This is a genomic window from Streptomyces sp. Y309 (genome assembly GCF_056712025.1).
The window spans coordinates 8,323,771-8,348,515 of record NZ_CM160048.1; the positions used below are offsets into that span (position 1 = coordinate 8,323,771).

The following is a 24,745-nucleotide window of genomic DNA, read 5'->3' on the forward strand; positions in this document are numbered from 1 at the left end:
CGTGGTGGGCTTGTGCCGTCGACCGCGAGAGGGGGCCGTATGGGGCGTCGTGAGAAGCCACTGGATCCGACGGCACATCCGGTGGCGCGGTTCGCAGACGAACTGCGCACGCTGCGCCGCACATCTGGTTCACCGACGTATAGGGCCATGGCGCAGCGGGTCGAGTACTCGGTGGCCGCGCTGGCGCGCGCTGCGGCAGGGGAACAACTACCCTCGCTGCCGCTGACGCTCGCCTACGTCACCGCCTGCGGAGCAGACGTGGACGAGTGGGAGAGCCGTTGGCATGACGCTCAGAGCGCGGTGACTCAGTTGCTGGTGGAGCCTGTTGATGCGGCTGATGCGCCCTACCGCGGTCTGGCGCGTTTCGAACCCGGCGACCGTGACCTCTTCTTCGGGCGCACCCGCTTGACCGATGACCTCGTCGAGCTGACCCGTAAGCACCGCGTCACCGTGGTTCTGGGCCCGTCAGGCAGCGGCAAGTCTTCCCTGCTGCGTGCCGGACTCGTGGCCCGATTACAGACCACCGCCGACCCGGGGCCGTGTCCGGCGGCGATCCGGATCTGCACGCCCGGCCCCCGTCCGGTGCAGGAGCACGGCACGCTCTTCACCCCGTCCGAGCGGCACGGGGAGACGTGGCTGGTGGTCGATCAGTTCGAGGAACTGTTCACCCTGTGCCACGACCTGGGCCAGCGTCAGGCCTTCGTCGACCTGGTCCTCGGCGCGAGAGGGCCTGGCAGCCGACTGCGGGTAGTCCTGGGAGTGCGGGCCGACTTCTATGCCCGGTGCCTGGAGCAGCCGGGCCTGGACGCCGTCATCCGTGAGGCGGCGCTGCCGGTCGGGCGCATGACGCCGGCCGAGTTGCGTGAGGTGATCGTCGGGCCCGCTGCGGCAGCGGGCCTGATCGTCGAGCGCGCCCTGACGGCCCGGCTGGTGGAGGAAGTCGCGGGCGAACCCGGCGCTCTGCCGCTGCTGTCGCACGTGCTGCTGGAGACCTGGCGTCGGCGCCGCGGCCGCACACTGACAGGGGAGGCATACGAGGCGGCAGGCGGCATCCACGGCGCGATCGCCCAGACAGCGGAAGAGGTGTTCGCCGAGTTCTCGCACGACCAAGCGGATGCGGCCCGCTTCCTGCTGCTGCGCCTGATCGCCCCGGGCGAGGGATCCCAGGACACCCGGCGTCCCGTCGACCGATCCGAACTGTGCCTTGGCACCGCTGCCGACGATGATGCCACTCCTGTCCTGGAGCGTTTGGCCCGTGCCCGGCTCCTCACCCTGGATGGCGACACCATCCACCTTGCCCACGAGGCGCTGATCACCGCGTGGCCGCGGCTGCATGGCTGGATCGAGGAAGACCGTGAAGGGCTGCGCGCTCACCGACGGCTGACCGAAGCGGCCACCGCATGGGCCGAACTCGACCACGAACCCGGGGCGTTGTACCGGGGCACCCGCCTGGCCACGGCCGAAGAGCGCTTTCCTCCTCCTCGCCCCCATCTCACCAGCCTGGAACGCGACTTCCTCACCGCCAGTACCACAGCCCGAGACCAGGAACAGCGTGCGGCCGCACGGGTCACCCGCAGGCTGCGCCGCCTGGCCGCGGCACTCTCACTCCTGCTCGTACTTGCTCTGACGGCGAGTCTGCTCGCCTGGCAGCAGAACAGCAGCAGCGACGAGCAGCGCGCTCGTGCGGTGAGCGCACAGCAGACCGCGATCTCCCGACAGCTCGCGGCCCAGTCCGCCGAACTCGTGGACACCGATCCCGACCTGTCCTCGCTGCTGGCCATCCACGCCTACCGCACCGCCCCCACCGCTGAAGCCACCACCAGCCTCTACACCGCCGCGGACCTCCCTCGCCAGTACCAACTCCCCGACTACGCCTTCCCTGTGCGCGCCGTGGCGCTCCGTCCGGACAGCAACACCATGGCCACCGTCAGCGACGACGGGGTGGTACGGGTATGGGACTCCACAACCGGCAAACCCAGCCTCCGCCTCACTCTTGGCGACTCTTCGGCGGTGGCCTTCAGTCCGGACGGGCGCACCCTGGCCACCGGCGGCAAGGACGGGACGGTTCGGCTGCGGGACGTGACTCGAGGCAAGACCCGCCGCATCCTCACCGGCTCCGCCGCCGAGGTGGATGCGGTGGCTTTCAGTCCGAACGGGCACACCTTGGCCGCCGTCGACGCGAAGGGGACGGTGCGCCTTTGGGACGTGGCCCTGGGCAAGGTCCGCCGCACGCTCACCGACCGCGACGGATTCGCGCCCGCGGTAGCGTTCGGTCCGGACGGGCGCACCCTGGCCACCAGCGGCAAGGACGGGGTGGTGCGACTGTGGGACACCACCACCGGCACAGCCCGCAGCACCTTCAGCGACCCCGCCGGACGTGTCCCGGCGGTGGCGTTGAGCACGGACGGGCACATCCTGGCCGCCGTCGACGCGAAGGGGACGGTGCGACTGTGGGACGTGGCCCTGGGCAAGGTCCGTCGCACCCTCACAGGCCTCGCGGGCTCTGACTCGGCGGTGGCGTTCAGCTTGGACGGACGCGTCTTGATCACCGTAGATGATCACGAAGTCGAGGATCAGGACGGGGTGATGCGGCTGTGGGTCGTCGCGACCAGTAAGCCCCGCCGCGCCTTCACCGACCCCACCGGGCTCGTGTCCGGGATGGCGTTCAGCCCCGACGGACGCACCTTGGCCACCATCGGCGAGGGTGGGGTGGTACGGCTGTGGGACACCGCGACCGGTAAGCCCCGCCGCACCTTCACCGAGCCCGCCGGATTCGTGTCCGAGGTGGCGTTCAGTCCGGACGGGCGGACCCTGGCCACCGGTGAGCAGGGCGGGGTGGTACGGCTGCGGGACGCCGCGACCGGCAAACCCCGCCGCACCTTCACCAACCTCATCGCAACCGCGTCCGAGATGGCCTTCAGTCCGGACGGGCGCACCCTCGCCACCGGTGAGCAGGGCGGGGTGGTGCAGCTCTGGGACACCGTCACCGGCAAACCCCGCCGCACCTACACCGACCCCACCGGGTACGTGCTCGACGTGGCGTTCAGCCCCGACGGTCGCACCCTGGTGATGGGGAAGGAGGACAAGGTGGCGCGGCTGTGGGACCCGGACGGAGACCCGACGCGTCACACGTTCACCGACCCCGACGACGCCGTGTCCGAGGCGGCATTGAGTCCAGGAGGGCACACCCTGGCTACCGTCGGTGAGGGTGGGGTGGTGCGGCTGTGGGACACCGCCACCGGCAGACCCCACCGCACTTTTCAGCTCACCGACGAAGGTTTGCCCGCGCTCGCCTTCGGCCCGGGCGGGCGCACCCTGGCCGTCGGTGACCACGAAGGGGTGGTGCGGGTGTGGGACAGCGCACTGCCCACCCCCACCGAGTCCATCCGTAAGATCTGCGGCACCGTAGATCGCGAACTCACCCCGCAGGAACGCTCGCGGTACATTCCCGATCTGCCATCCCGTCCCGTATGCCCCTCATGAGTGCATGCCCACAGGAGATGCGCTGGCCTACCGACTCGGGCGTGGGCCACCGTCGCCCCGCCCTCGGCGCGAGAGCGGGCCACAGCGGTGAAACAGCTCCCGTAAGCCAACCCCCTGTCCCGGCCGGCCGCCTGTGTTTTTTGTCTACCAGCACGAACGAGGGCTGCGAGAAATCCGACCGGCCGCTGAAATCACCAAGGCAAGGCCGAAACCGCCGCTTCTGACGATGGGGCGGGACAGTGCCCGCGCTCCGCAACCGGCAGAGCGCGGGCGGCAAGCCAACAAGGGGAAAGGAGTGCACATGCGAAAGCTATGGCTACGTACGGGTGCCCTGGGTGCGGCGTGCTTGGGGGCCGTCGTAGCGGGGGTAGGCCCAGCCCAGGCGGCGGAGCCGCAGTTCACGATGCACACGAACGACACAGGTGATGTCGGCGGCAGGGTCGACTTCTGGCCTCAAGGCGACAAAGTCCAGTTATGCGACAAGCAAGAGGACGGCGCTCGGGCCGACTTGAAGATCTGGAACGTCACCAAAGACCCGGATCAGGTCGAGTACGAACTCCAGGCCTCGGGCGACGGAAAGTGCGAAACGAGAAAAGCGTCGCAAGGACAGAGGTTCAACCTCGCTGAGGGAGACTGTTTCCGCTTCCGGATCCGTCTGCTGAACAACGGCGAGGAAGTGGACGGCAGCCGCGACACCGCGCAGTGGCGCAACTACAACGACGTCAAGCAGCACTGCGGTGGCGTCGACTGACACAGGACACCCAACGAACTGCGGCACGACCGAATGTGACAACTCCTCCTGAGAGGGATCAAAGCAAGGGGGACGACCGCACTTGGACCCTGATCCAGTTCGTGTACCTCCTGGCCACGGCCGCCGCGCCCGTCCTGCTCGGGCAACTCCTCCAGGCCCGGCGCGATGTGGGACGCCGGCTCGTCGAGATCGAGGACCGCCGCGAGCACGAGCAGGCCCGGCACGAACAGACCGTCCTCGCCCGCGAGCGCGCCCAGCTGGCCCGCGAGATGCACGACGTGGTCTCGCACCAGGTGAGCCTGATCGCGGTACGGACAGGGGCACTTCAGGTCGTCGCCGCAGCTCGGGCAGCCTGGTGGCCGACCGCAGGCCACCACCCAGACCTACGGCCGCGCCGGACTCAAACTCTCAAGTGGCCTGTCTTCCCGGCCAGTTGACAGCCTGTACAGGGAAAGGGCCGGAGGGCCCGATCGGGTGTCCATCCCATGGCGTGAGGGATTCCGCTCTCGTTCACGCGTGCCGTGCCTGAGCGTTTCTGCGTGGAATCTACTCACCGGTTGGCCGGAAACAGTTCGCTTCAGGGGGCCTTATCGGCCAGCTGCCGCGGTCCTACTGTCTCTTCCTGGTGACCAGTTGGTGGGACGTAGCACGGATCGCTCGCTCTTCCTTGGATGAAGGAGTAGATGTGGATCGTCGTTCTCTTCTTCGTGCCGCCGCCGTCGGCGTCGGCACGGCAGCCTTCTCCGGTTCGCTGTGGCGGCAGGCCGCCGCCTATCCCGCCCTGCCCGGCTCCAGCCCGTACGGGCCCCTGCAGTCGGCCGATGCCAACGGCATCATGCTGCCGGCAGGCTTCACCAGCCGGGTGATCGCCCGCTCGACGCAAAAGGTCGCCGGCACCAACCACACCTGGCACAAGGCCCCGGACGGCGGCGAGTGCTTCGCCGACGGAACCGGCTGGATCTACGTCTCCAACGCCGAGGTCAGCAGCGGCGGGGGCGGCGTCAGCGCGGTGAAGTTCAACAGCAGCGCCGCTGTCACCGGCGCCTACACCATCTTGTCCGGCACCAATCGCAACTGCGCCGGCGGCTCGACCCCGTGGAACACCTGGCTGTCCTGCGAGGAGGTCGACACCGGCTACGTCTACGAGACCGACCCGTGGGGCCTGAACCCCGCGGTCCGGCGGGCGGCGATGGGCCGGTTCAACCACGAGGCCGCTGCAGCCGACCCGGTCCGCAAGGTCATCTATCTGACCGAGGACAAGTCGGACGGGCGCCTCTACCGGTTCGTGCCCACCACCTGGGGCGACCTGTCGTCGGGCACCCTGCAGGTGCTCAAAGAGGTCTCCGGCGTGCTGTCCTGGGCGAACGTGCCGGACCCGGACGGCAGCCCCACCGCGACCCGCTACCAGGTGTCGGGGGCGAAGGTGTTCAACGGCGGGGAAGGCTGCTACTACCGGTCCGACATCTGCTACTTCACCACCAAGGGCGACAACCGGGTCTGGGCCTACAACGCGGCCACGAACACGATCGCGGTGGTGTACGACGACAACGTCTCCGGCGCCCCGCTGACCGGGGTGGACAACGTCACCGCCGCCGCCATCGGCGACCTGTACGTGGCCGAGGACGGCGGCAACATGGAGATCTGCATCATCACTCCCGACGACATAGTCGCCCCCTTCCTGCGGGTGACCGGGCAGTCGTCCTCCGAGATCTGCGGACCGGCGTTCAACCCCGCAGGAAACCGGCTGTACTTCTCCTCCCAGCGCGGCACCTCCGGCTCCAGCAGCGGCGGCATCACCTACGAGATCACCGGCCCGTTCCGCACCTCCCTGTGACCAACACCATCCGCATCGATCAGTGACCGGGGCGGCGCGGGCTGTCCATACTCCACCGCAGCCCGCGCCGCCCCACCCACACCCAGCACGGTGAGCGCGCCTTCAACACTGGCGGGGCACGCCAACGCCGGTTCGTCGCCGCGCGGTCGACGTCTGCTGGGACATGGCACCTGCGGCGGCGGCCGGGGCGGCACCGGGCGCTGGAGGAGTGCCGGTGAGGTCAAGCGTCCCTACGTCGCAGCACGGCCGCCGCCGCGAGGAGCAGCACGGCCGTGTACCCGGCGACCAGCCACAGCGAAGACCACGGGCCGAGGCTGCCGACCGCGTTCGCGGTGGCGTCCGAGGTCTGCGTCAGCTTTTCCAGCGCCGCAGTCGGTGAGACACCGGCGACCCAGCGCCGGGCGTCGCCGAAGAGCGGGCCGAAGAGGGAGGGCAGCAGGAGCAGCCCGATGACGGTCGTGACGGCACCCGCCGAGTGGCGTACGAGGGTGCCGACCGCGAGGCCGAGCAGACCCGCCACGGCGAAGCAGCCCGCGATGCCGAACAGGGCTGGGAACGGCTCGCCCTGGGCGTACTTGCCCGCGGGCAGCAGCCCGTCGCCGAGCAGGAAGGCGGCCGTGCAGGAGATCAGCGCCACCGCGTACATCAGGCCCGCGATCAGCGTCGCCTTCGCGCCGAGGACGGTCGCACGGCGCGGGGTGGCCGCGAAGGTCGTGCGCAGGGTGCCGTTGGCGTACTCGCCGGTGACGAGCAGCGCGCCGACCACGGCCGCCAGCATCTGCGCGACGACGGAGAGCGTGAGGCTGCCGCCGAGGACGGTGTCGTCCGCCTGCAGGCTGCCGGTCGCGGCCACGAACACCGCGCCCGCGACCGGCGCGAGGGCGGTCGCGAGCGCCGTCCAGACCGTGGAGCGCACGCTGCGGAACTTGATCCATTCGTACGCGAGTGCCTGCGGGTAGCCCGCACGGGCGTGGGCGAGCGTGGTCATCGCTGGGCCTCCCTGGGGTGCTGTGCGGCGGCCCGGTACTCGGCCGCGTCCCGGGACAGGGCCGTGTAGACCTCCTCCAACGAGGAGCGGGCAGGGGTGAGTTCGTGGATCGCGAGGCCGTGGACGAGGGCCAGGTCGCCGATGACCGCCGCGTCCGGGCCCTCGACGCGCAGGGCGCCGGTCGCGGCGAGGGCGACCACGGCGCCCTTGGCCTCCAACAGGGCGCGCAGGCGCTCGGGTTCCGGAGCGCGAACGAGCGTGTGGGCACGGGAGTTGGCGGCGATGAAGTCGCGGACCGTCGTGTCCGCGATGAGCCTGCCGCGGCCGATGACGATCAGATGGTCGGCGGTCAGTTCCATCTCGCTCATCAGATGGCTGGAGAGGAAGACGGTGCGGCCGTCGGCGGCGAGGGACTTCATCAGGTCGCGGATCCAGCGGATGCCCTCGGTGTCCAGGCCGTTGACCGGCTCGTCGAGGATCAGTACCTCCGGGTCGCCGATCAGGGCGCCCGCGATGCCCAGGCGCTGGCCCATGCCGAGCGAGAAGCCCTTGGCGCGGCGGCGGGCGGTGGCCGGCGGCAGGCCGACCAGGTTCAGGACCTCGTCGACGCGGCGGCGCGGGATGTTGTTGCTCGCCGCGAGCCCGGCCAGGTGCTGGTACGCGGAGCGGCCCCCGTGCACGCCCTTGGCGTCCAGGAGTGAGCCGACCGCACGCAGGGGCGCTGCCAGGTCGGCGTAGCGCCGGCCGCCGACGGTGACCCGGCCCGAACTGGGCGTGTCCAGGCCGAGGATCAGCCGCATGGTGGTGGACTTGCCCGCCCCGTTGGGGCCGAGGAAGCCGGTCACGCGGCCCGGCCGCACGGTGAAGGTGAGGTGGTCCACGGCGGTCTTGTCGCCGTACCGCTTGGTGAGTTCGGTTGCCTCGATCATGTCCTCGACGCTAGGGAGACCGGGGCCGGGTGACATCCGCCGCCGGGAGGCGGGCACTACTCCCGCGGGAGCAGCCGTACGCCCACAGGGCGGCGCAGGACGCAGGGCAGAACCCGGCTCGGACCGGGAAGGGAAGCAGGGTCAGCGTTCTCCGGCCCTGACCAGACCCGTCTCGTACGCGAGCACCACCAGCTGGGCCCGGTCCCGCGCGCCCAGCTTCGTCATCGCCCGGCTGACGTGCGTCTTGGCGGTCAGCGGGCTCATGATCAGCTCTTTGCCGATCTCCCCGTTGCTGAGCCCGGCCGCGACCAGGGCCATCACCTCGCGTTCGCGGTCGGTGAGGGCCGCGAGCCGCTCGGCGCCCGCCGCCTCGGGCGTCTTGAGGCGGGCGAACTCCTCGACCACGGAGCGGGTGACCGCGGACGCGAGCAGGCTCTGCCCGGCGGCGACGGTGCGGATCGCCGCGCGCAGGTCGTCGGGCTCGATGTCCTTGAGGAGGAAGCCCGCGGCGCCGTGCCGCAGCGCCTCGAAGACGTAGGCGTCGACCTGGTACGTGGTGAGCATGACCACGCGGACGCCGTCGAGGGTCCGGTCGGCGGCGATGCGGCGGGTCGCCTCGATGCCGTCGACGCCGGGCATGCGGATGTCCATGAGGACGACGTCGGGTCGGGTGGTGCGCACCGCCTCGACGGCCCGTTCCCCGTCCGCCGCCTCGGCGACCACCACCAGGTCGTCGGTGAGGTCGAGCAGGGCGCGGAAGCCCGCGCGGACGACGGTCTGGTCGTCGGCGAGCACCACGCGCACGGTCATGGTCGCCCTTCTTCCCCGTGCCGCTCCCGTGGCGGGGCGGTGTCGCCGACCGGAACCGGGCAGTCGTCCGTGTCCCGGAGCGGAAGCACCGCCCGGACCCGGAACCCGCCGCCCGCCACGGGCCCGTACTCGACCGTGCCGCCGACCGCAGCCGCGCGCTCGCGCATCCCGATCAGCCCGAAGCCGCCCGGCGCGACCGTGGACGGCGAGCCGTCGTCGACGACCTCCACCGCGAGGCGGCCGTCGCGGCAGTCCACGGCGACCGCCGCGTGCCGGGCCGAGGAGTGCTTCACGACATTGGTCAGCGCCTCCTGCACGATGCGGTACGCGGCAAGACCGGCCATCGGCGCGATCCGCCCGACGACCCCGTCCTGCCGGCGCAGGGTCACCCGCACCCCGCTCCCCTCGAACCTCCCGACCAGCTCGGGCAGCCGGTCGAGCCCGGGCGCGGGCGTCGCGGACTCGCCGTCCGGCTCCCGCAGCACGGTCACCGTGGCCCGCAGCTCCCGCACGGCCTGCTTGCCCGAGTCCCGCACCTGCCGCATCGCGCCGCGCGCCAGCTCGGGCCGGGCCTCGAACGCGTCCAGCGCCACCCCGGCCTGCACGGTCATCGCGGCCACCGTGTGCGCCACGATGTCGTGCAGCTCGCGCGCGATCCGTACCCGCTCCTCGTGCACCCGGCGCTCCGCCTCTCGCTCCCGGTCCGCCTCGGCACGGGCCGCGCGGGCGGCGTACGCGTCCAGCAACTCCCGCCGCGTACGTACCACTTCGCCGAGGAGCAGCGGCACCAGCGGCCACAGCATCTCCAGCAGGGGCAGCCCCTGCGGGTTGACCACGTCCCGGCCCACGATGAGCGCCACCACGCCGGAGGCGACGGCCGCGACGAACCCTGTCCACAGCGTGCGCCGCCGGTCGCCGAGGGACGCCACCGTGTACAGCGCGACGATGAAGGGCAGGTTCAGCAGCTCCCCGATGTGCCCGTACAACGCCCAGCCCGCACATGCCGCCCCGGTCACGACGGCGACGGGCACGGGCCACCGGCGCCGCCGGCCCAGCGCGGCCAGGGACACCGCCAGGAGCAGCCAGGTGAACCAGTCGGCCTGCCGGTACCCGGGATCGTTCACCGCCGCGTCCGACGTCGTGAACAGCCCGACCACCGCCACCACCAGCAGATCCGTCGCGGTCGGAGGCAGCGCCCGGACCCTGGCGATGAGCGGGGCGAAGGTCGTCACGCCTCTCACGGTAGGGGCCGGGCCCAGGGCCCGCATACGCCTGCTGGAGTAGCGGACTCGCAGCCAACCACTCGCGCCGTCCGTCACCTGCAAGTTGATATCGACCACCGAGTAATCGATCAGCGCACAGAGGCACCTTGTAGCCGTTCGACGGCCGTCGTCGCCATCAATTTCTGACAGCAGCGCGGCACGTTCTCTGACAGGGGTCGGGCGACTGCTGGGTTTCTATGCTCTGGTGGTGGAACCACCAGTGGCCGGCCAGGCAAGAAGGGCCGGCCTGGCCGGCGTGCAGGTGGTCGCGCACCCCCCGGCCGAGGAGTTCTACCGGCCCTTGGGCGCCAACGGGTGGGAACGGTCGCACCGTCGCCACCGAACGTCACCTGGGAACGTCCTGAGCTGCGTTTCACAACTGCTTGACGAGCTGCAGGCGGACACGCAGAGATCACAGCCATTCGTTGCTGGCCACCACGAGGACGGTCGCTTCGTAGCGGACGGCGAGCTGGGCGAGCTCGGGTGTGTCCGATGGGTCGGTGACAGGCCGGGCCGTAGATCGTTCAGAGCCGTGCGGGGCAGGATGATCTCACCGACACCGCTGGCCCCCGGGCACGCTTCCATCAGAGCCTATGGAAACCAGTTCGATCACCGCCGGGGGCACGGCTCTATCCAAGATGCCGATCCCTGGTGGCAGAGGGAGAGTGGGGTACGGACCAGTCCGCAGCAAGGAGGAGTGGTGGACCATGCCCAAGAAAGCCCACGGCCGCGACGCCCCCAAGGATCCCCAGCGTTCCAAGCTCGCTGAGGCCCAGGCAAGAGCCAAGGCCACGCACCCCGAGGTGCAGTCGATCTCGGCGAAAACCCGAGGCATGCAGCAGAAGGCCCAGAGCCGCCGCCACGGCGAACGCTGAGCGTCGACCTAAAAGGGCCCACCACGCCCCGTTCGGCACCCGCCGGGCGGGGGGGGCGCGAGGTCCTCCAAGTCACATGGCCCGGGGGACGAAACTGCCGGCGAACGGGAGGATGAGGGCGTCGATGACCTCGTCGCTGACCGGCTCGTCGGCTGCCATCGCCCGGCGCAGGTCGGCAAGGGCCTGCTCGACTGCGGGCAGGCGGGGCCGGTCGCCGCTTCCGGGAAGCTCGATGGTGGCCGTGGCGAAGCCGTCCGCCGCGGCGTGCCGGGCTCGGGCCACCAGTCGGGGGTACGCCTTGCGCAGCCCGAGGGGAGGAGGGCTGAGCAGGATGAGCTACGCAGAGCTGCCCGGGCTCTCATCGCGGCTTCCCGAGTGGAGGCTCGGCGACGGCGCGGCGCACTGGGGCGCTGTCGTGTCTCACGAACCTCGAACACGACGCACCGCCGACGCCTCCCAAGCTCTTGTAGTGGTGCCGTCGGTTCTCGTGAACAAAGCCAGGGTGTCGGCGGCGAAGCCCCTTTGACGGCAGATGTGTTCGCGCCTGTCCCAGCAGAAAACCGCGGGCGCACGCTGACAGCTCGCGGGACCATGAGACATGAGTCCGGCTGACTGGCACCTCACCGAAGACCTCGACGATTTCCTCGGATCTGGCCCGCAACCATGGGGGTCCTGCCCGCCATGGAGACGGGGGTGCCATCCGGGGTTTCCCAGAGCGTGACGCGTTCGTCGGCGATGCGCGTGTCCGCCCATGAGCCGTTGTCCGCAGAGGGGGTTCCTCCGATGTCGGTGACGAACTCGCGGTGCCAGCACATGAGTTGCTCGCGGTCCTCCTCGCCCGCGGCTCGCCCGCGGCCCTCAGGGAACGGCTCCGGTGGCGTGAGCGTGCCCAGGCGGTACAGACGCTGCCGCTCGTGCAGCGTCGGTATTGCGCCGGTTTGCCGCTGCCAGGCCTCGGCGAAGGAGGTGGCGGTGTCGCGGTCCGCGTTGATGCCGGGGAGGGCGTGGCCGAGGCCGGCTAGGTGGGCGGCGAGGCTGTCGGCCTCTGCGGGGGTGAGCGGAGTGGGCGTCAGGGGGCGGGGCGGGGTACGGAAGAAGGCCGCGCGGACCTCGCCCGCCCGCTCCAGCAGGCCGAAGATAGGGGCGTCGGCGCCGTACGCGTCCGCCCCCTGCGTACGCAGTGTCTCGGTCACCGTCAGCGGGACGGTGTGCAGGGCAGGACGCGAGCACAGGAAGTCTCCGGCGCGAGCGAGGGTGGGCCCCGTCTACACCCCGGCCCACCTGCGCGGCCGCGGTTACGCGGGCGCCGCGACAGTAGAGGTGAGCCGGGCCGCGCTGGCCGCGGGCGCGGCGGAGGTCCTGCTTTTCGCGGATCTGGCCACTGGTCGGCCCCCGGATCACTGACGGCGTTGTTGAAGACGTACGCGGCCGCGACGCTACCGGACCAGTTGCCCGCAGTCTTCACCAGAAGCCGACCGGTCTGGTCCTGTCCCTCGTAGACGCAGAGGTATTCCCTGGAGCAGCCGGGCGGGTTTGGTTCGGCCGACGCGGCGGGAGCGGTGGCTATGACACCCGGGAAGGCGGCGGAGGCGGGTTCGTGCACCTGGCGAAACAGAATCGTCCGGCCGGACTGGCACTGTGGACGTTCCAGATCAACGCCTCGGCATGCCGCTTCTATGAACGGCACGGCTTCGTCGCGAAGCGGAAGTCCCGCGCGGGCACGCGCCCATACTCGGCACGGTGACTGTGGCCGCGGCTTGCTCCGGCTCTGGCTCCGTTCATGGCCGGCCGGGCAGGCAGTCCTCAAAGCTGGGCGCCCGCCAGCACGTCCTTCGTCGTCACCACCTCCGCGAAGCCGCCCCCATGCAGCGACACGGCCGTCGCCCGGGCCAGTTCGTCGGCCGTGAGGTGCCAGTCGGACGGGCCGGTCAGGTCGAAGGTGTGGGTGGCGTCCAGGGGGACGAGGGCCTCGTAGCCGAGGTTGCCTCCCATGCGGGCGGTGGTCTCCACGCACATGTTGGTCTGGATGCCGGTCAGCACGAACTGGGTGATGCCCGCCGCCTTGAACCAGGCGTGCAGGTCCGGCGTGCCGTAGAACGCCGAGTTCACCGACTTGGTGACGAGCAGCTCCGGGCCGCCGCCAAGCCCGCGCCGCCGCTCGACGTACTCCTTGAACTCGTTGCCCTCGTACCCCGGGCGCAGTGGCGAGTCCGGCTGGGACGAGTCATGTCGTACGAAGACGACCGGCCGGCCGGTGGCCTGCCAGACGGCGATGAGCGAGGCGATGTTGTCGTCGGCGGCCGGGTTGTTGCGTGGGCCCCAGAATTCCGCGTCCTCGAAGCCCTTCTGTACGTCCACCACTACCAGCGCCGTGTTGTCTGTGATCTCCATGCCGACGATGTTTCCCCCTGTGAGGCAGTTGCCCCAGAAGGCAGGAAGACATCGTTCGATGGTTTACTGCCAGGCGTGAGCCAGCCGACCCGAGCCCAGCGCATCGCGCTCGTCGCCTTCCCCGGTATCCGGGCCTTCGACGTCACCGTCATCACCGAGGTCTGGGGCGTGGACCGTACCGATCGCGGCGCACCGGCCTTCGAACTGCGCAGGGTCGCCGCCGACCCCGCACCCGTGGCGATGCGCGGCGGGCTCACGCTCACCCCGGACCGGACCCTCGCCTGGCTGCCCCGGGCCGACCTGATCCTCGTCCCGGGTCTGGACGAGCACACCACCCCCGGACCCGAGCCCGTGCTGGAGGCGCTCCGCCGCGCCCACGCCCGCGGCACCACCATCGCCGCCCTGTGCGGCGGTGCCTTCACCCTCGCGCAGGCAGGGCTGCTCAACGGCCGCCGCGCCCTCACCCATTGGGCCCTGGTCGACCTGCTGCGCACCCGGCATCCGCAGGTACGGGTCGAGCCGGATGCCCTGTTCGTCGAGGACGTCAACATCTGGACGGCCGCCGGCACCGCCGCGGGCATCGACCTCTGCCTGCACCTGGTGCGTACCGCCCATGGCGCGGAGGCCGCCGCGGCCATCGCCCGCTCGATGGTCACCGCACCGTTCCGCACCGGAGGCCAGGCCCAGTTCATCGAGCACCCCACCCCGCACACCGACCGCGGCGCGGACGCGCTCGCCGCCGTACGCGACTACGCCCTCGGCCACCTCCACGAGCCACTCACCGTGCCCCAACTCGCAGCCCACGCCGCGATGTCACCACGCTCCTTCGCCCGGCGCTTCACCGCGGCGACCGGGACCACCCCTCTGCGCTGGCTTCTCGACCAACGCATCGCCGCCGCCCAGAGGCTCCTCGAGCGCACGGACCTCCCCATGCCCGAGGTCGCCCGCCGCGCCGGCTTCGGCAGCGAGGTCACCATGCGCCAGCACTTCGCCACCAGGCTCGCCACCAGCCCGCGCGCCTACCGAGCGTCGTTCGCGCTCCCGCCCGACTCAACAGCCCGGCCCCGCTGACCGGTTCAGGGTGCCGAGCCGTCTGGCGGGGGCGGGGCCGTCTGGCCCCGGGGGGGGTGTGATCGCTACGGCTCCCCCCAGCGCGCTGCCGTTGTGGCCATGCCGCCCACATGGTTTCGTTGGTTCTTCCGTGGGCTTCGGGTGGCCGTCCGGCGTGCTCCCGCCCCGGTCGGCGGCTCGCTGGGTACCGTCCGCGGGCATGGACACCCTCATCTTCGGCGGCCTGCTCGCCACCTGGCTGGTGCTCTATCGCCGGCGCGGCCGGACCGTACTGCTCGTCGGCTGGTGGGTCGTGTTCGCCGCCGTCGCCGTGCTGCTCTCGCATCACATCACCAGCAGCCTGAGCCTGGGGCTGAGTTACTGATATGGCCTCCATGACCGCACCGCTCCCGGCTGCCGAGGGCTCCGGGCTCCTCGGCAAGGTCCAGTACTGGTTCGCCTGCCTGTTCGCCGCCGGCTGGACGGGGATCGTCTGCGCCGGGCTCGGGGTGCAGTTCATCAGCTGGGACTACCCCTGTCCGCTGTGCGTGGTGCAGCGGATGTTCATGCTGCTGGCCGCGCTCGGCGCCGGGGTCATCGTACGCAAGGGCATGACGGGCAGCGTCTCGGGCCGTGACTACATGATGGGCTGGGGACTTTCCCTGGTCGCCTGCATCGGCGGTGGCTTCACGGCCTGGCGGCAGACCATGCTGCACATCCTGCCGGGCGACAAGGGCTACGGCAGCCCGGTGCTCGGCCTGCACATGTACGTGTGGGCGTGGATCCTGTTCATGGCCTCGGTGGTGGCGATCGGCATCGTCATGGCGCTCGCACATCTCACGGCTGACCGTGAGATCCCGACGTCGTGGGCGTACGGGATGCCCGGGCGGGCCGTGCTCTGGTTCGTCGGCCTGATCATCGCCGTGAACCTGGTGGCGGTCTTCTTCGAGGAGGGCTTCCACTGGTTCCTGCCGGACGACCCCACACGGTATGAGTTCTTCTACCAGGTGGGGATCCTGGACTGACGGGCGGTTCGTCGGCTGGGCGGCGCCGTTCCGCTCCCAGCCCGGGTGAGAAGCGGCCGCCGCCGGTGCCTGAGCCGCAGGGCCGGCGGCGGCCGCGGCGAGCTCGTTGAACGCCCCGGAACCCGCGTCGAGGTGACGGAGTCAGCGTTGCCATAGACCGACGCGGTTACCGTCGGGATCACGGAACACCGCCATCTTCCCGAATCCGGGAATTTCCCAGGGCGGCACCACGCAGCTGCCACCGAGCCCTTCGGCCCGTTCGACGGCTGCTTCGAGGTCGGCCACCGGGAAGTACATGACGAGACCTGCGACGTGGGGGTTGTCGCCCGTTGCCTGGCCAATGCCACCGGGCACCCCCTCAGCGGTGACCGTCAAGCCGTAGTTCATCGACTCATCGACCTTGATCTCCCAGCCGAAGAGCTCTCCGTAGAACGCACGAGACCTCGCGGCGTCCGTTGCCGTGATGTCGAACCATGCGGGCGGCTGACTCATCACTGTCCTCCTGCTGCGGTGGTGCGCGTGAGTTGTCAGCACTTGGAGACTGCCGACCGATCTGAAACTCATCGGTGCACCGGTGCAGACCATCAACCGCGCTTCACTGTCGGCCCGGAACTTCCGCACTCCACCCGGTGGAGCCTACGGTCCAATCGTCCAGCTATTCGCTCGCCTTCAACCCGGGTGACGGTGAACTCCCGCGGGCGTCGACCTGTGGGACACAAGACCCCAGCGCGTCGTCACCGAACTCTGCAACGCGGTGGGCGACCCGATCACCCGGCAGCAGTGGAAGCGCTACTTGCCGGACCGGTCTTATCGGCCGCCCTGCGGCTGACCGTTGGAACAGGTCGTTTAGACCGGCCTGGCCTGCCTGGTCCTGGGCGCCGACCTTCCTTGTTGGGCAGGCGCGTTGCGCAGTGCTATGGCCTGGAAGAAACGCGGTGCCGATCCGTGTTGCCACCCGTGACAGACAACATGATTCACAGGGCCTGCGAGGAGATATTGAGCATGACCGAGATCAGTACGGGCGGCGACCTGGTCACGTACATCAATGTCTTCACCGTCGCTCCCGAGAATCAGCAACGTCTCATCGAGCTGCTCCAGTACATGGCGCGGGAGGTCATGCCGAAGCAGCCTGGCTATGTGCAGGCCAATATTCACCGGGGTCTTGAGGGCACTCGAGTGGCCAACTGCAACCAGTGGCGCTCGCAAGCGGATCTGGCGGCCGCGCGCGAAAACGCCGACGTGCGGGCGTGCATGGAGCAAGTACTGAAGATCGCGACGCTCGACCTCGTACCGTACGAGGTCGTGTCCGTGCACCGGCCGTAGGTGGTGGGAGTCAGCCAGGGTGAACTGCCGCAGCCGGCCGAAGTGCGCCTCGATCGGGTTGGCCCAGGAGGCGGACGGTCCGCCGACTGGGGGCGCGAGAAGCGGCCGCCGCTGGTGCCTGAGCCGCAAGTCCGGCGGCGGTCGCGGTCGGGAAGGGCGGGGCGCTTGCCGCTCGGTGGAGCCCGGTTCCTCCAATCAGCAGCGTAGAACGAGGCGGCGCGCACCTCCAGCAGTCGGCGGCGCACGGTCGAGCGCAACTCCCGCTGGGTGCCCGGGGGTTACGACGTGATCTGGTCACGGATCCGTCGGAGGCGGCGTGCAGTCGCGTCGGCCTCACTGAGGAGGCGGGAGCTGTCGTCGACAAGGCGGCCCGCGCGGACGTGGTCGCGTCCGGCGGCGGTGACGGTGTCGATGTGGGAACGGTCCATCTGCAGTACGACGGTGCTGTAAGGGTCGTGGACGGGAGCGACGTCGGGCCGGTCGGTGCGCAGGACGACCAGGTCGGCCTGCTTGCCGGGGGTCAGTGAGCCGGTGCGGTCGTCCAGACCGAGGGAGCGGGCGCCGTCGAGGGTGGCCATGCGCAGCACGTCGCGCACGGTGATGCCGGCGGGGGTGCCGCCGCTGTGGTGGGCGTGGCGTCCGGCCTGGTAGGCGGCGCGCAGTTGGGTGAACATGTCGGCGGCGACGGTGACTTCGACGTCGACGCTGAGGCTGACCGGCAGGTTGCGCTGCGCCAAGGCGGGGCCGATCATCGGATACCCGTGCCCCATGATCATTTCGATGGCGGGTGAGACGGAGACGCTGCCGCCGCTGTCGGCGATGACGGCCAGTTCCTCGGCGCCGAGGCCGTTGGCGTGGATGAAGGTGGTGCCCGGGAGGATCGCGCCGATCCTGTGCAGGTGGGCGGCGGCCAGGCGGGAGGAGAAGTGCCGGGATATCGGCACATCGAGTTCGCGGGCGAGGGCGACGTTGGCCAGCTCGTCCTCGTCGCTGCCGCCCTCGGCCACCAGGGCCATGGTCACCATGCCGTGGGGGTCGTCGAGCAGCTCGCCGCGCACACGGCGCGTGTCGTCGGGCAGGACGGTTCCCTCGGCGAGGATGGCCGGGAAGCTCTTGCCGTACGCGAAGACGGCGCGGATCCCGGACTCCTTGAGGGCGGTGACCAGGGCGTCGCTGTGCTCAGGCGTGTCCTGGATATTGGAGATGTCCTGGATGGTGGTGATGCCGGACGCCAGGGCGGCACGGGCACTGAGCAGATTGCCGGTGTGCAGGTCGTGCGGGGTCATGGCGGGGCCGAAGTCGCCGAGGATGTCGTCCATGTACTGCGGGAAGGTGTGGGCGGGGGCGATGCCGCGCAGGGTGCCCTGCCACATGTGGCGGTGGGTGTCGACGAAGCCGGGAATGATGATGCGGCCGCGTGCGTCGACGGTCTCGGCGCCGTGGGGAGCCCGGAGGCCGTTGCCGACCCGGACGATGCGGTTGCCGTCGAGGAGAAGGTCGCCGTCGTCGAAGTCGCCCAGCTTCGGGTCCATGGTGAGGATGCGGGCGTTGCGGTACAGGCGGACAGGCATGTTCGCTCCTTGGCACATCAACACCGGCCTGGGTGCCGGCCTCACCCACTGTGCGAGCAGACGCGCCCCTGCCCTCACCGAAGGCGTCGTAGTCGGGAAGATTGAGCTTCACCCACCTGTGAGAGACGATATGAACCATGGTCGACGCCCTTGACAGGAAAATCCTCCATGCCGTGCAGATCGACGGCCGGGCATCGTTCCGCGCGATCGGCCAGGTCGTCGGGGCCTCACCGCAGACGGTCACGCGCCGCTACGCCCACCTGCGCACCACCGCCTCGCTGCGCGTCCTCGGCCGCACCCAGCCCTACGCACTCGGCGACGAGGAGTGGTTCCTGCGCGTGCGCTGCACCCCGGACGCCACCGACCAGGTCGCACGCGCCCTGGCCCGGCACGAGGAGACCGTCTGGACCCACATCACCTCCGGCGGCACAGAGATCGTCTGCACCACCCGCAACCCCGAAGGCCGCGAACCCCTCCTCCTGCGCGACCTGCCCAGGACTCCCCGCGTCACCTCCATGACGGCCCACTGCCTGCTCCACAGCTACTACGGCGGCCCGCAGAACCTCGTCGACAAGGTCCGCCCTCTCACCCCCGAGCAGGTCGCCGCACTCGCCGTTCCCAGCCGCCCGCCCCGGCCCACGCACCTCACCGACACCGACCGCGCCATCCTGCGCGTCCTGTACGACGACGGACGTGCGAGCAACCAGGAACTCGCCGTCGCAGCAGGCTGTTCACAGTCGACCGCCCAACGGCGCGTGGCCGAACTGCGCCACTCGGGCGTCCTCTACTTCGACGTCGACTACGACCCGCAGGTCCTCGAACGCTCCCGCCTGGCCATGCTGTGGGCCACCGTCGCCCCGGCCCACCTCGAAGAAGCCGGCCACGCCCTCGCCCAGCACGACGAAGTGTCCTTCGCGGCCTCCACCACCGGCCCCACCAATCTCTACGCGGCCGTCACCTGCGTCGACAACCGCGCACTGCACGGCTACCTCACCGGTCCCGTCGCCGCCCTCCCCGGCCTCACCCAGGTCGAGAGCGCCCCCGTCACCCGTACCCTCAAGCGCGCCGGCCTGGCCGCCAGGTGAGCCACGTCCCAGGGCAGCGGCCAACGCGCGGTGTGGATCGCGGCCCGTCGGGTACGCGGCGGCGGGAGAGAACGAGCAGGACGCCACGGCCGGGACGCTCGCCACACGCCGCCCTGCAGCAGGAAGCCGCCAGAGTGTGGTGGCGGAGGGAAAGGGGAGTCAGATGCGGTTCCGTGACCGGCGGAGTGCCGGGCTGGCACTGGCGCAACGGCTGCGGATCCTGCAGGAGAAGGGGGCGCTTACGCATCCCGTCGTCCTCGCCCTGCCCCGGGGCGGGGTCGAGGTCGCCCTCGAGGTGGCACGGGCGCTGGAGGCACCCCTCGACGTGCTCGTCGTCCGCAAGATCGGAGCGCCGTTCCAGGAGGAGGTGGGCGTCGGCGCGATCGTGGGCGACGAACCCCCACTCTTCGACGAACGGACCCTGGCAGGCCTCGGCCTGAGTGAGACCGAGCTGGCCCCGGTGGTGGAACGGGAGCGGGGAGAACTGCACCGCCGCGAACAGCGCTACCGGGAGGGCCGCCCGGCCCCACAGCTACGGGATCGCACCGCGATCGTCGTGGACGACGGTCTGGCGACCGGATCCACGGCACGGGCCGCGCTGCGCGCCGTACGCCATCAGGACGCCGAGCGCGTGGTCCTGGCGGTGCCCGTCTGCTCACCGGAAGCGGGGGACCTGCTGCGCGGGGAGGCCGACGACATGATCTGCCTGCACCGGCCGAGCCAGTTCGGAGCGGTGGGATTCTGGTACGAGGAGTTCGAGCAGTTGACGGACGCGGACGTGCTTGCGGCGCTGCACAGCAGGTGAGGCCGTGCCCCCGCCGGAGGCTCTCCGCTCACCGAGCCTGCGCGGCGCCGTGGAGAGCGCCTCCGACAGGGTGTCAGCGGTGGCGAAGTCGTCTGCCAGTCGCGTCAGTTGCAGTACGCGCCACACGCGCGGGTGGCCGCGGACGAGGCAGAAGGTGTGCCGGCGGGCGTTGGCGTCCTGTTTGACGTGGCACAACAGGCGCAGCCCGCTTGCGTCCAGGAAGGTCACCGGCCGGAGGTCGATGACGACGTGGTGGTGCGGGATACGGAGGAGCGCGTCGACGCGCGGGGTGAGTTGCTGGCAGGCCCAGACGTCGATCTCGCGGTGAAGGGTCAGGATCAGTGCGTCACCGATCAACTCGTGGTGCAGGCCGAAGGTGAGTGCAGGGGTGTCCGTGGGCCACCCGGTCATGTCGACTCCTTGCACACAGAGTAACCAAATGGGAGGGGCGGCACGCGGCGGCGTCCGTGCCGGTGACCGCCGGGGGCCGGGGCGGCCAGTCTGTTTCATAGGGCATCCTTCCCGGTCAGCGCGATTTTATGCCTCTGACGCAGGGTCATGTGTCCGATGGTGTACGGAGGTTGAGTATCGACGGGGGTGGCTACGCAACGTAGTTGCTGTGAGGTCGTGAGGTCACGTCAGATGCGCGTCCCACCCGCGGACCCCGCAGACCCCGCGGCCCGCCGCTCCCGTTTCGGACGTCGACCGGTCCGGCCTCGGCCGAAGCGCACGCCCGGGGTTCACCGGGTGGTCCGCGGAGGTAGGGGTAGGTGTGGCTCAACACACCTGCGGGCGCGCCCCGTTGGCGGCGCGCCCGCCTGCTCTTCCGCGAGGAGTACCGGCCATGGCCGCACGCACCGGCAAGGAGTACCTGCAACGGCTCGCCGCCTCCCGGCCCGTTGTGCACATCCAGGGCGAGACCCTCACCGGCGGCATCCAGGAGCACCCGGCCTTTCGCGCGGTGGTGCAGACCTACGCCGAGCTGTACGACCTGCAGTGCGCCGACGCGCACCGGGACGTCCTCACGTACACCTCACCGACGTCCGGCGAGCGGGTCGGTACGTCCTTCCTCGCGCCACGGACACCGGACGACCTGGTCAAGCGCCGCCGCGCGTTCAAGGTGTGGGCCGACCACAGCCACGGCATGCTGGGCCGCACCGGCGACTTCCTCAACAGCGCCCTGATGGCGTTCGCCTCGGCCGCCGACTGGTTCGCACAGGCCGACCCGATGCTCGGCGGCAACGTACTCCGCTACTACGAGAAGGTCCGCGAAGAGGACCTGCTGTGCACCCACTGCCTCATCCCGCCGCAGGCCAACCGCGCTGTGACGGCCAGTCAGCAGATCGGCGGCAAGCTCGCCGCGCGCATCGTGAAGGAGGACGACAACGGCGTCGTGATCCGGGGCGCGCGTATGCTCGCCACGATCGCGCCGTTCGCCGACGAGCTGCTCGTCCTGCCCTCGACGGTGCTGCGCGGCGCCCCCGAGGACAAGCCGTACTCCTTCGCCTTGGCGCTCCCCGTCGACGCGAAGGGCCTGCGCTTTCTCGCCCGCGAGCCGCTCGTCTACGGCGGGGCGCGCCACGATCACCCGCTCTCCTCCCGCTTCGAGGAGCCGGACTGCGTCGTCGTCTTCGACGACGTGCACGTGCCGTACGAGCGTTGCTTCACGCTCGGCGACACGGAGGTGTGCAACGCCTTCTACACGCGGACGTCGGCCGTCGCGCACATGACGCACCAGGTCCTGACCCGCACTTGCGCCAAGACCGAGTACGTCCTCGGGCTCACCTCGTTGCTCACGGAGGCCATCGGCATCGAAGGTTTCGGGCACGTCCAGGAGGACATCGCCGAGATCATCACCACCCTGGAGACGCTGCGCGCCTTCCTGCGCGCCGCCGAGGCCGACGCCGCCGTCAACGAGTTCGGCGTCCTGACGCCTGCCTGGGCGCCCCTGAACGCCGCCCGCAATCTCTACCCGAAGCTGTACCAGCGCTTCCCGCAGATCCTCCGGAAGTTCGGCGCCTCCGGCCTCATGGCCACCCCCACCGAGGCCGACCTGGCGGGCCCGGCGGCCGCCGACATCGAGGCCTACCTGCAGTCGGCGACGCTGACAGGGCCGGAGCGGGTGAAGCTGTTCCGCCTGGTGTGGGACACCTGCGTCTCGGCCTTCTCCAGCCGCCAGGCGTTGTACGAGTACTACTTCTTCGGCGATCCGGTGCGCATGGCGTCCGCGTACGTGGCGTCGTACGACCGCGAACCGTACAAGGCGAAGGTCCAGGGGTTCCTCGACCGCACCTGAGGCAACGACCGCACTCGACCGGAGGACCATCCCGCATGCCACATCCGCTCGGCACCACCCCGTCGAAGATCATCGCCGTGCACCGCAACTACCCGAGCCGGGCCCGCGAGCGCGGCGGCATCCCCGCGCATCCCTCGTACTTCCTCAAGCCGCCCTCCTCGCTCGCGGGCACGGGGGACGCTCTCGTGCGGCCGCGCGGGTGCCGGTTCCTTGGCTTCGAGGGCGAGATCGCGCTCGTGATCGGCGCGCGTGCCCGCCAGGTGGCACCCTCGGACGGCTGGCGGTACGTGGGCTGGGTGACCGCGGCCAACGACGCGGGCGTCCACGACCTGCGCCATGCCGACCGTGGCTCCTACCTCCTGTCCAAGGGCGCCGACGGCCTCACGCCCCTCGGCCCCCGGCTGCTCGACGCACGTCAACTCGACCCGGCGGCTCTGCGGTTGCGGACCTGGGCCAACGGCGCGCCGGCGCAGGACGACACCACGGACACCCTCATCTTCCCCTTCGGGCAACTCATCGCCGACCTGTCGCGCCGGGTCACCCTGGAACCCGGCGACGTACTCCTGACCGGCACCCCGGCGGGCGCCGCCGTCGTCGCGCCCGGCGACGTGGTGGAGGTCGAGGTGACCGGCAGCGGACTGTCAACGGGCAGGCTGTGCAACCCCGTTGTCGAGGGCGCCGCCCTCGCCCCGTACGGTGCGCTGCCCCGGGCCGAGGCGGCCGCGCATGACGCCGGTCCTCTTGACGAAGGAGCCGCCACATGACTCCCCAAGGACTGCCCACCCGCATCCGGCACTGGATCGGCGGCCGCCCTGCCGACGCCGCCGACGGCCGCACCTTCGACGTCGCCGACCTCGTCTCCGGCGCGGTCTACGCCCGGGCCGCGCGCGGCGGCGCGGCCGACGTCGGGCGGGCCGTGGCCGCCGCCCGGGCCGCGTTCCCCACCTGGTCGACGCTGCCGCAGCGGCAGCGGGCCACGATGCTGCACCGGGTCGCCGACGCCGTCGAGGCCCGCCACGACCGGCTCGCCGCCTTCGAGTCGTACGACAGTGGGCTCCCGATCACCCAGGCCCGCGGCCAGGCGCGGCGTGCCGCCGAGAACTTCCGCTACTTCGCGGACGTGATCGTGGCGCTCGGCGAGGAGGCGTTCCGGCAGGCGGGGGAGCCGGGGGAGCGGGGCGGCGGACAGCTCAGCTATGTCGTCCGCACTCCCGTCGGAGTCGCCGGGCTCATCACGCCATGGAACACGCCCTTCATGCTGGAGAGTTGGAAGCTCGCGCCCGCTCTGGCCGCCGGGTGCACGCTCGTCCTCAAGCCCGCCGAATGGACTCCGCTGTCGGCCTCCCTGTGGCCGGAGATCTTCGCCGAGGCAGGCCTCCCGGGCGGGGCCGTCAACATCGTGCACGGCGTCGGTGCTGAGGCCGGGCAGGCCCTGGTCGACCACCCGGAGGTGCCCCGGATCTCCTTCACCGGTTCGACCGCCACCGGCCGCCACATCCTGGGCCGCTGCGCCCCGCACCTGAAGACCGCGTCCCTGGAACTGGGCGGCAAGTCCCCGGTCGTCGTCTTCGCCGACGCCGATCTCGAAGCCGCCCTGGACGCGGTGGTGTTCGGGGCGTTCTCGCTCAACGGCGAGCGCTGCACGGCCGGTTCCCGGGTGCTCGTGGAGCGCCCGCTGTACGAGGAGTTCACACGCCGCCTCGCCGAGCGGGCCGCGCGGGTGCGCGTGGGGCCGCCGTCCGACCCGGCCACCGAGGTCGGCGCCCTCGTCCACCCCGAGCACTACGAACGCGTACTGAACTACGTGGAGTCGGGCCGCAAGGAGGCCCGGCTCGTCGCGGGCGGCGCGCGGCCCGCGCACCTGCCCGAGGGCAGCTACCTCCAGCCGACCGTCTTCGCGGACGTGCCGCGCGACGCCCGGATCTTCCAGGAGGAGATCTTCGGCCCGGTCGTCGCCCTCGCACCGTTCACCGACGAGGCCGACGCCGTCGACCTCGCCGACGCGACCCCCTACGGGCTCGCCGCCTACGTCTGGACCGCGGACCTCAAACGCGGCCACCGCATCGCGCACGCCGTCGAGTCCGGCATGGTCTGGATCAACTCACCCAACGTACGCGATCTGCGCACCCCCTTCGGCGGCGTCAAGGCCTCCGGAGTCGGCCGGGAGGGCGGCGCGCACAGCATCGACTTCTACACCGAGTCGAAGACCGTCCACGTCGCCCTCGGCGACGTCCACACCCCTCGCTTCGGAGCCGCCCCGTGAGCCC

General features: G+C 70.7%; 20 protein-coding genes and 5 pseudogenes. 15 read left to right on the forward strand and 10 right to left on the reverse strand.

Features of this window, described 5'->3' with window-relative positions; all coding sequences use genetic code 11:
- Nucleotides 1-81: 81 nt before the first annotated feature.
- The 4 genes and pseudogenes from AC0KTA_RS34880 (at nt 82) to AC0KTA_RS34895 (ending at nt 6,068) form a co-directional block, all read left to right on the forward strand.
- Nucleotides 82-3,483, forward strand: a complete 3,402-nt coding sequence (locus AC0KTA_RS34880; protein ID WP_481052186.1) for an nSTAND1 domain-containing NTPase — start codon at nt 82-84, stop codon at nt 3,481-3,483.
- 403 nt (nt 3,484-3,886) lie between these two features.
- The gene (locus tag AC0KTA_RS34885; RefSeq protein ID WP_481052187.1) at nt 3,887-4,234 is read left to right on the forward strand and encodes a hypothetical protein; all 348 of its coding nucleotides are present in this window, start codon (nt 3,887-3,889) and stop codon (nt 4,232-4,234) included.
- A 71-nt stretch (nt 4,235-4,305) separates the two neighbouring features.
- A pseudogene (locus AC0KTA_RS34890) lies at nt 4,306-4,572 on the forward strand (histidine kinase); the annotation flags it as partial.
- A 347-nt stretch (nt 4,573-4,919) separates the two neighbouring features.
- Nucleotides 4,920-6,068: an alkaline phosphatase PhoX gene (locus AC0KTA_RS34895; RefSeq protein ID WP_481052188.1), complete on the forward strand. Its 1,149-nt coding sequence runs from the start codon at nt 4,920-4,922 to the stop codon at nt 6,066-6,068.
- A 220-nt stretch (nt 6,069-6,288) separates the two neighbouring features.
- On the opposite strand, the gene AC0KTA_RS34900 is transcribed toward AC0KTA_RS34895, so the two are convergent.
- The 4 genes from AC0KTA_RS34900 to AC0KTA_RS34915 form a co-directional block, all read right to left on the reverse strand.
- Nucleotides 6,289-7,056 (reverse strand): ABC transporter permease subunit, encoded by a 768-nt coding sequence (locus AC0KTA_RS34900; RefSeq protein ID WP_481052189.1) that lies wholly within the window; start codon nt 7,054-7,056, stop codon nt 6,289-6,291.
- Complete coding sequence (locus AC0KTA_RS34905; protein ID WP_481052190.1) at nt 7,053-7,985, reverse strand: ABC transporter ATP-binding protein; 933 nt, start codon at nt 7,983-7,985, stop codon at nt 7,053-7,055. Before AC0KTA_RS34905 ends, AC0KTA_RS34900 begins: the two co-directional genes overlap by 4 nt.
- Before the next feature lie 141 nt (nt 7,986-8,126).
- Nucleotides 8,127-8,795: a response regulator gene (locus AC0KTA_RS34910; protein ID WP_481052191.1), complete on the reverse strand. Its 669-nt coding sequence runs from the start codon at nt 8,793-8,795 to the stop codon at nt 8,127-8,129.
- Nucleotides 8,792-10,027 (reverse strand): sensor histidine kinase, encoded by a 1,236-nt coding sequence (locus AC0KTA_RS34915; RefSeq protein ID WP_481052192.1) that lies wholly within the window; start codon nt 10,025-10,027, stop codon nt 8,792-8,794. Before AC0KTA_RS34915 ends, AC0KTA_RS34910 begins: the two co-directional genes overlap by 4 nt.
- A gap of 737 nt (nt 10,028-10,764) precedes the next feature.
- On the opposite strand from AC0KTA_RS34915, the gene AC0KTA_RS34920 reads away from it, so the two are divergent.
- Nucleotides 10,765-10,932: a hypothetical protein gene (locus AC0KTA_RS34920; protein ID WP_481052193.1), complete on the forward strand. Its 168-nt coding sequence runs from the start codon at nt 10,765-10,767 to the stop codon at nt 10,930-10,932.
- 84 nt (nt 10,933-11,016) lie between these two features.
- Here the strand turns inward: AC0KTA_RS34920 and AC0KTA_RS34925 are convergent.
- Nucleotides 11,017-11,268, reverse strand: a pseudogene (locus tag AC0KTA_RS34925) (alpha/beta hydrolase); the annotation flags it as partial.
- Between the two features lie 308 nt (nt 11,269-11,576).
- Nucleotides 11,577-12,185 (reverse strand): annotated as a pseudogene (locus AC0KTA_RS34930) (GNAT family N-acetyltransferase); the annotation flags it as partial.
- On the opposite strand from AC0KTA_RS34930, the pseudogene AC0KTA_RS34935 reads away from it, so the two are divergent.
- A pseudogene (locus tag AC0KTA_RS34935) lies at nt 12,184-12,312 on the forward strand (GNAT family N-acetyltransferase); the annotation flags it as partial. The pseudogenes AC0KTA_RS34930 and AC0KTA_RS34935 overlap by 2 nt on opposite strands.
- Before the next feature lie 423 nt (nt 12,313-12,735).
- Here AC0KTA_RS34935 and AC0KTA_RS34940 read toward each other — a convergent pair.
- A complete protein-coding gene (locus AC0KTA_RS34940; RefSeq protein WP_481052194.1) occupies nt 12,736-13,323 on the reverse strand; it encodes a cysteine hydrolase family protein in 588 nt (195 codons plus the stop codon).
- 75 nt (nt 13,324-13,398) lie between these two features.
- Here AC0KTA_RS34940 and AC0KTA_RS34945 point away from each other — a divergent pair, with 75 nt between their 5' ends.
- The 3 genes from AC0KTA_RS34945 (at nt 13,399) to AC0KTA_RS34955 (ending at nt 15,398) form a co-directional block, all read left to right on the forward strand.
- Nucleotides 13,399-14,394: a GlxA family transcriptional regulator gene (locus tag AC0KTA_RS34945; protein WP_481052195.1), complete on the forward strand. Its 996-nt coding sequence runs from the start codon at nt 13,399-13,401 to the stop codon at nt 14,392-14,394.
- Nucleotides 14,395-14,593: 199 nt separating this feature from the next.
- Nucleotides 14,594-14,758 carry a DUF5993 family protein gene (locus AC0KTA_RS34950; RefSeq protein WP_481052196.1) on the forward strand — a complete coding sequence of 55 codons (165 nt, stop codon included), beginning with the start codon at nt 14,594-14,596 and terminating at the stop codon, nt 14,756-14,758.
- 10 nt (nt 14,759-14,768) lie between these two features.
- On the forward strand, nt 14,769-15,398 hold the full coding sequence (locus AC0KTA_RS34955) for a disulfide bond formation protein B (RefSeq protein ID WP_481052197.1): 630 nt from the start codon (nt 14,769-14,771) through the stop codon (nt 15,396-15,398).
- A 141-nt stretch (nt 15,399-15,539) separates the two neighbouring features.
- Here the strand turns inward: AC0KTA_RS34955 and AC0KTA_RS34960 are convergent, their stop codons facing one another.
- The gene (locus tag AC0KTA_RS34960; protein WP_481052198.1) at nt 15,540-15,890 is read right to left on the reverse strand and encodes a VOC family protein; all 351 of its coding nucleotides are present in this window, start codon (nt 15,888-15,890) and stop codon (nt 15,540-15,542) included.
- 510 nt (nt 15,891-16,400) lie between these two features.
- On the opposite strand from AC0KTA_RS34960, the gene AC0KTA_RS34965 reads away from it, so the two are divergent.
- Nucleotides 16,401-16,721, forward strand: coding sequence for an antibiotic biosynthesis monooxygenase family protein (locus tag AC0KTA_RS34965; RefSeq protein WP_481052199.1), 321 nt, complete (start codon nt 16,401-16,403; stop codon nt 16,719-16,721).
- 278 nt (nt 16,722-16,999) lie between these two features.
- Here AC0KTA_RS34965 and AC0KTA_RS34970 read toward each other — a convergent pair whose 3' ends face one another.
- Nucleotides 17,000-18,292 (reverse strand): amidohydrolase family protein, encoded by a 1,293-nt coding sequence (locus AC0KTA_RS34970; RefSeq protein WP_481052200.1) that lies wholly within the window; start codon nt 18,290-18,292, stop codon nt 17,000-17,002.
- Nucleotides 18,293-18,429: 137 nt separating this feature from the next.
- On the opposite strand from AC0KTA_RS34970, the gene AC0KTA_RS34975 reads away from it, so the two are divergent.
- Nucleotides 18,430-19,377, forward strand: a complete 948-nt coding sequence (locus tag AC0KTA_RS34975) for an Lrp/AsnC family transcriptional regulator (RefSeq protein ID WP_481052201.1) — start codon at nt 18,430-18,432, stop codon at nt 19,375-19,377.
- Between the two features lie 163 nt (nt 19,378-19,540).
- On the forward strand, nt 19,541-20,182 hold the full coding sequence (locus tag AC0KTA_RS34980) for a phosphoribosyltransferase (protein ID WP_481052202.1): 642 nt from the start codon (nt 19,541-19,543) through the stop codon (nt 20,180-20,182).
- Between the two features lie 69 nt (nt 20,183-20,251).
- Here AC0KTA_RS34980 and AC0KTA_RS34985 read toward each other — a convergent pair.
- Nucleotides 20,252-20,692: pseudogene (locus tag AC0KTA_RS34985) on the reverse strand (STAS domain-containing protein); the annotation flags it as partial.
- Between the two features lie 334 nt (nt 20,693-21,026).
- On the opposite strand from AC0KTA_RS34985, the gene hpaB reads away from it, so the two are divergent.
- Genes hpaB through AC0KTA_RS35000 form a run of 3 tightly spaced genes read left to right on the forward strand, consistent with a single transcriptional unit; the run spans nt 21,027 to nt 24,741 of the window.
- Nucleotides 21,027-22,478, forward strand: a complete 1,452-nt coding sequence (gene hpaB / locus AC0KTA_RS34990) for a 4-hydroxyphenylacetate 3-monooxygenase, oxygenase component (RefSeq protein ID WP_481052203.1) — start codon at nt 21,027-21,029, stop codon at nt 22,476-22,478.
- 35 nt (nt 22,479-22,513) lie between these two features.
- Nucleotides 22,514-23,242, forward strand: a complete 729-nt coding sequence (locus tag AC0KTA_RS34995; RefSeq protein WP_481052204.1) for a fumarylacetoacetate hydrolase family protein — start codon at nt 22,514-22,516, stop codon at nt 23,240-23,242.
- Complete coding sequence (locus tag AC0KTA_RS35000) at nt 23,239-24,741, forward strand: aldehyde dehydrogenase (protein WP_481052205.1); 1,503 nt, start codon at nt 23,239-23,241, stop codon at nt 24,739-24,741. The genes AC0KTA_RS34995 and AC0KTA_RS35000 overlap by 4 nt, the downstream gene beginning before the upstream one ends.
- The last annotated feature ends 4 nt before the right edge of the window (nt 24,742-24,745 follow it).

Bases quoted from the DNA above. Each gene is read 5' to 3' on its own strand.
- AC0KTA_RS35000 (WP_481052205.1), top strand. From the start codon at position 23,239: ATGACTCCCCAAGGACTGCCCACCCGCATCCGGCACTGGATCGGCGGC.
- AC0KTA_RS34920 (WP_481052193.1), top strand. From the start codon at position 10,765: ATGCCCAAGAAAGCCCACGGCCGCGACGCCCCCAAGGATCCCCAGCGT.
- AC0KTA_RS34910 (WP_481052191.1), bottom strand. From the start codon at position 8,795: ATGACCGTGCGCGTGGTGCTCGCCGACGACCAGACCGTCGTCCGCGCG.
- AC0KTA_RS34975 (WP_481052201.1), top strand. From the start codon at position 18,430: ATGGTCGACGCCCTTGACAGGAAAATCCTCCATGCCGTGCAGATCGAC.
- AC0KTA_RS34950 (WP_481052196.1), top strand. From the start codon at position 14,594: ATGGACACCCTCATCTTCGGCGGCCTGCTCGCCACCTGGCTGGTGCTC.
- AC0KTA_RS34970 (WP_481052200.1), bottom strand. From the start codon at position 18,292: ATGCCTGTCCGCCTGTACCGCAACGCCCGCATCCTCACCATGGACCCG.
- AC0KTA_RS34960 (WP_481052198.1), bottom strand. From the start codon at position 15,890: ATGAGTCAGCCGCCCGCATGGTTCGACATCACGGCAACGGACGCCGCG.
- AC0KTA_RS34905 (WP_481052190.1), bottom strand. From the start codon at position 7,985: ATGATCGAGGCAACCGAACTCACCAAGCGGTACGGCGACAAGACCGCC.
- AC0KTA_RS34885 (WP_481052187.1), top strand. From the start codon at position 3,887: ATGCACACGAACGACACAGGTGATGTCGGCGGCAGGGTCGACTTCTGG.
- AC0KTA_RS34980 (WP_481052202.1), top strand. From the start codon at position 19,541: ATGCGGTTCCGTGACCGGCGGAGTGCCGGGCTGGCACTGGCGCAACGG.
- AC0KTA_RS34900 (WP_481052189.1), bottom strand. From the start codon at position 7,056: ATGACCACGCTCGCCCACGCCCGTGCGGGCTACCCGCAGGCACTCGCG.
- AC0KTA_RS34995 (WP_481052204.1), top strand. From the start codon at position 22,514: ATGCCACATCCGCTCGGCACCACCCCGTCGAAGATCATCGCCGTGCAC.
- hpaB (WP_481052203.1), top strand. From the start codon at position 21,027: ATGGCCGCACGCACCGGCAAGGAGTACCTGCAACGGCTCGCCGCCTCC.
- AC0KTA_RS34965 (WP_481052199.1), top strand. From the start codon at position 16,401: ATGACCGAGATCAGTACGGGCGGCGACCTGGTCACGTACATCAATGTC.
- AC0KTA_RS34940 (WP_481052194.1), bottom strand. From the start codon at position 13,323: ATGGAGATCACAGACAACACGGCGCTGGTAGTGGTGGACGTACAGAAG.
- AC0KTA_RS34955 (WP_481052197.1), top strand. From the start codon at position 14,769: ATGACCGCACCGCTCCCGGCTGCCGAGGGCTCCGGGCTCCTCGGCAAG.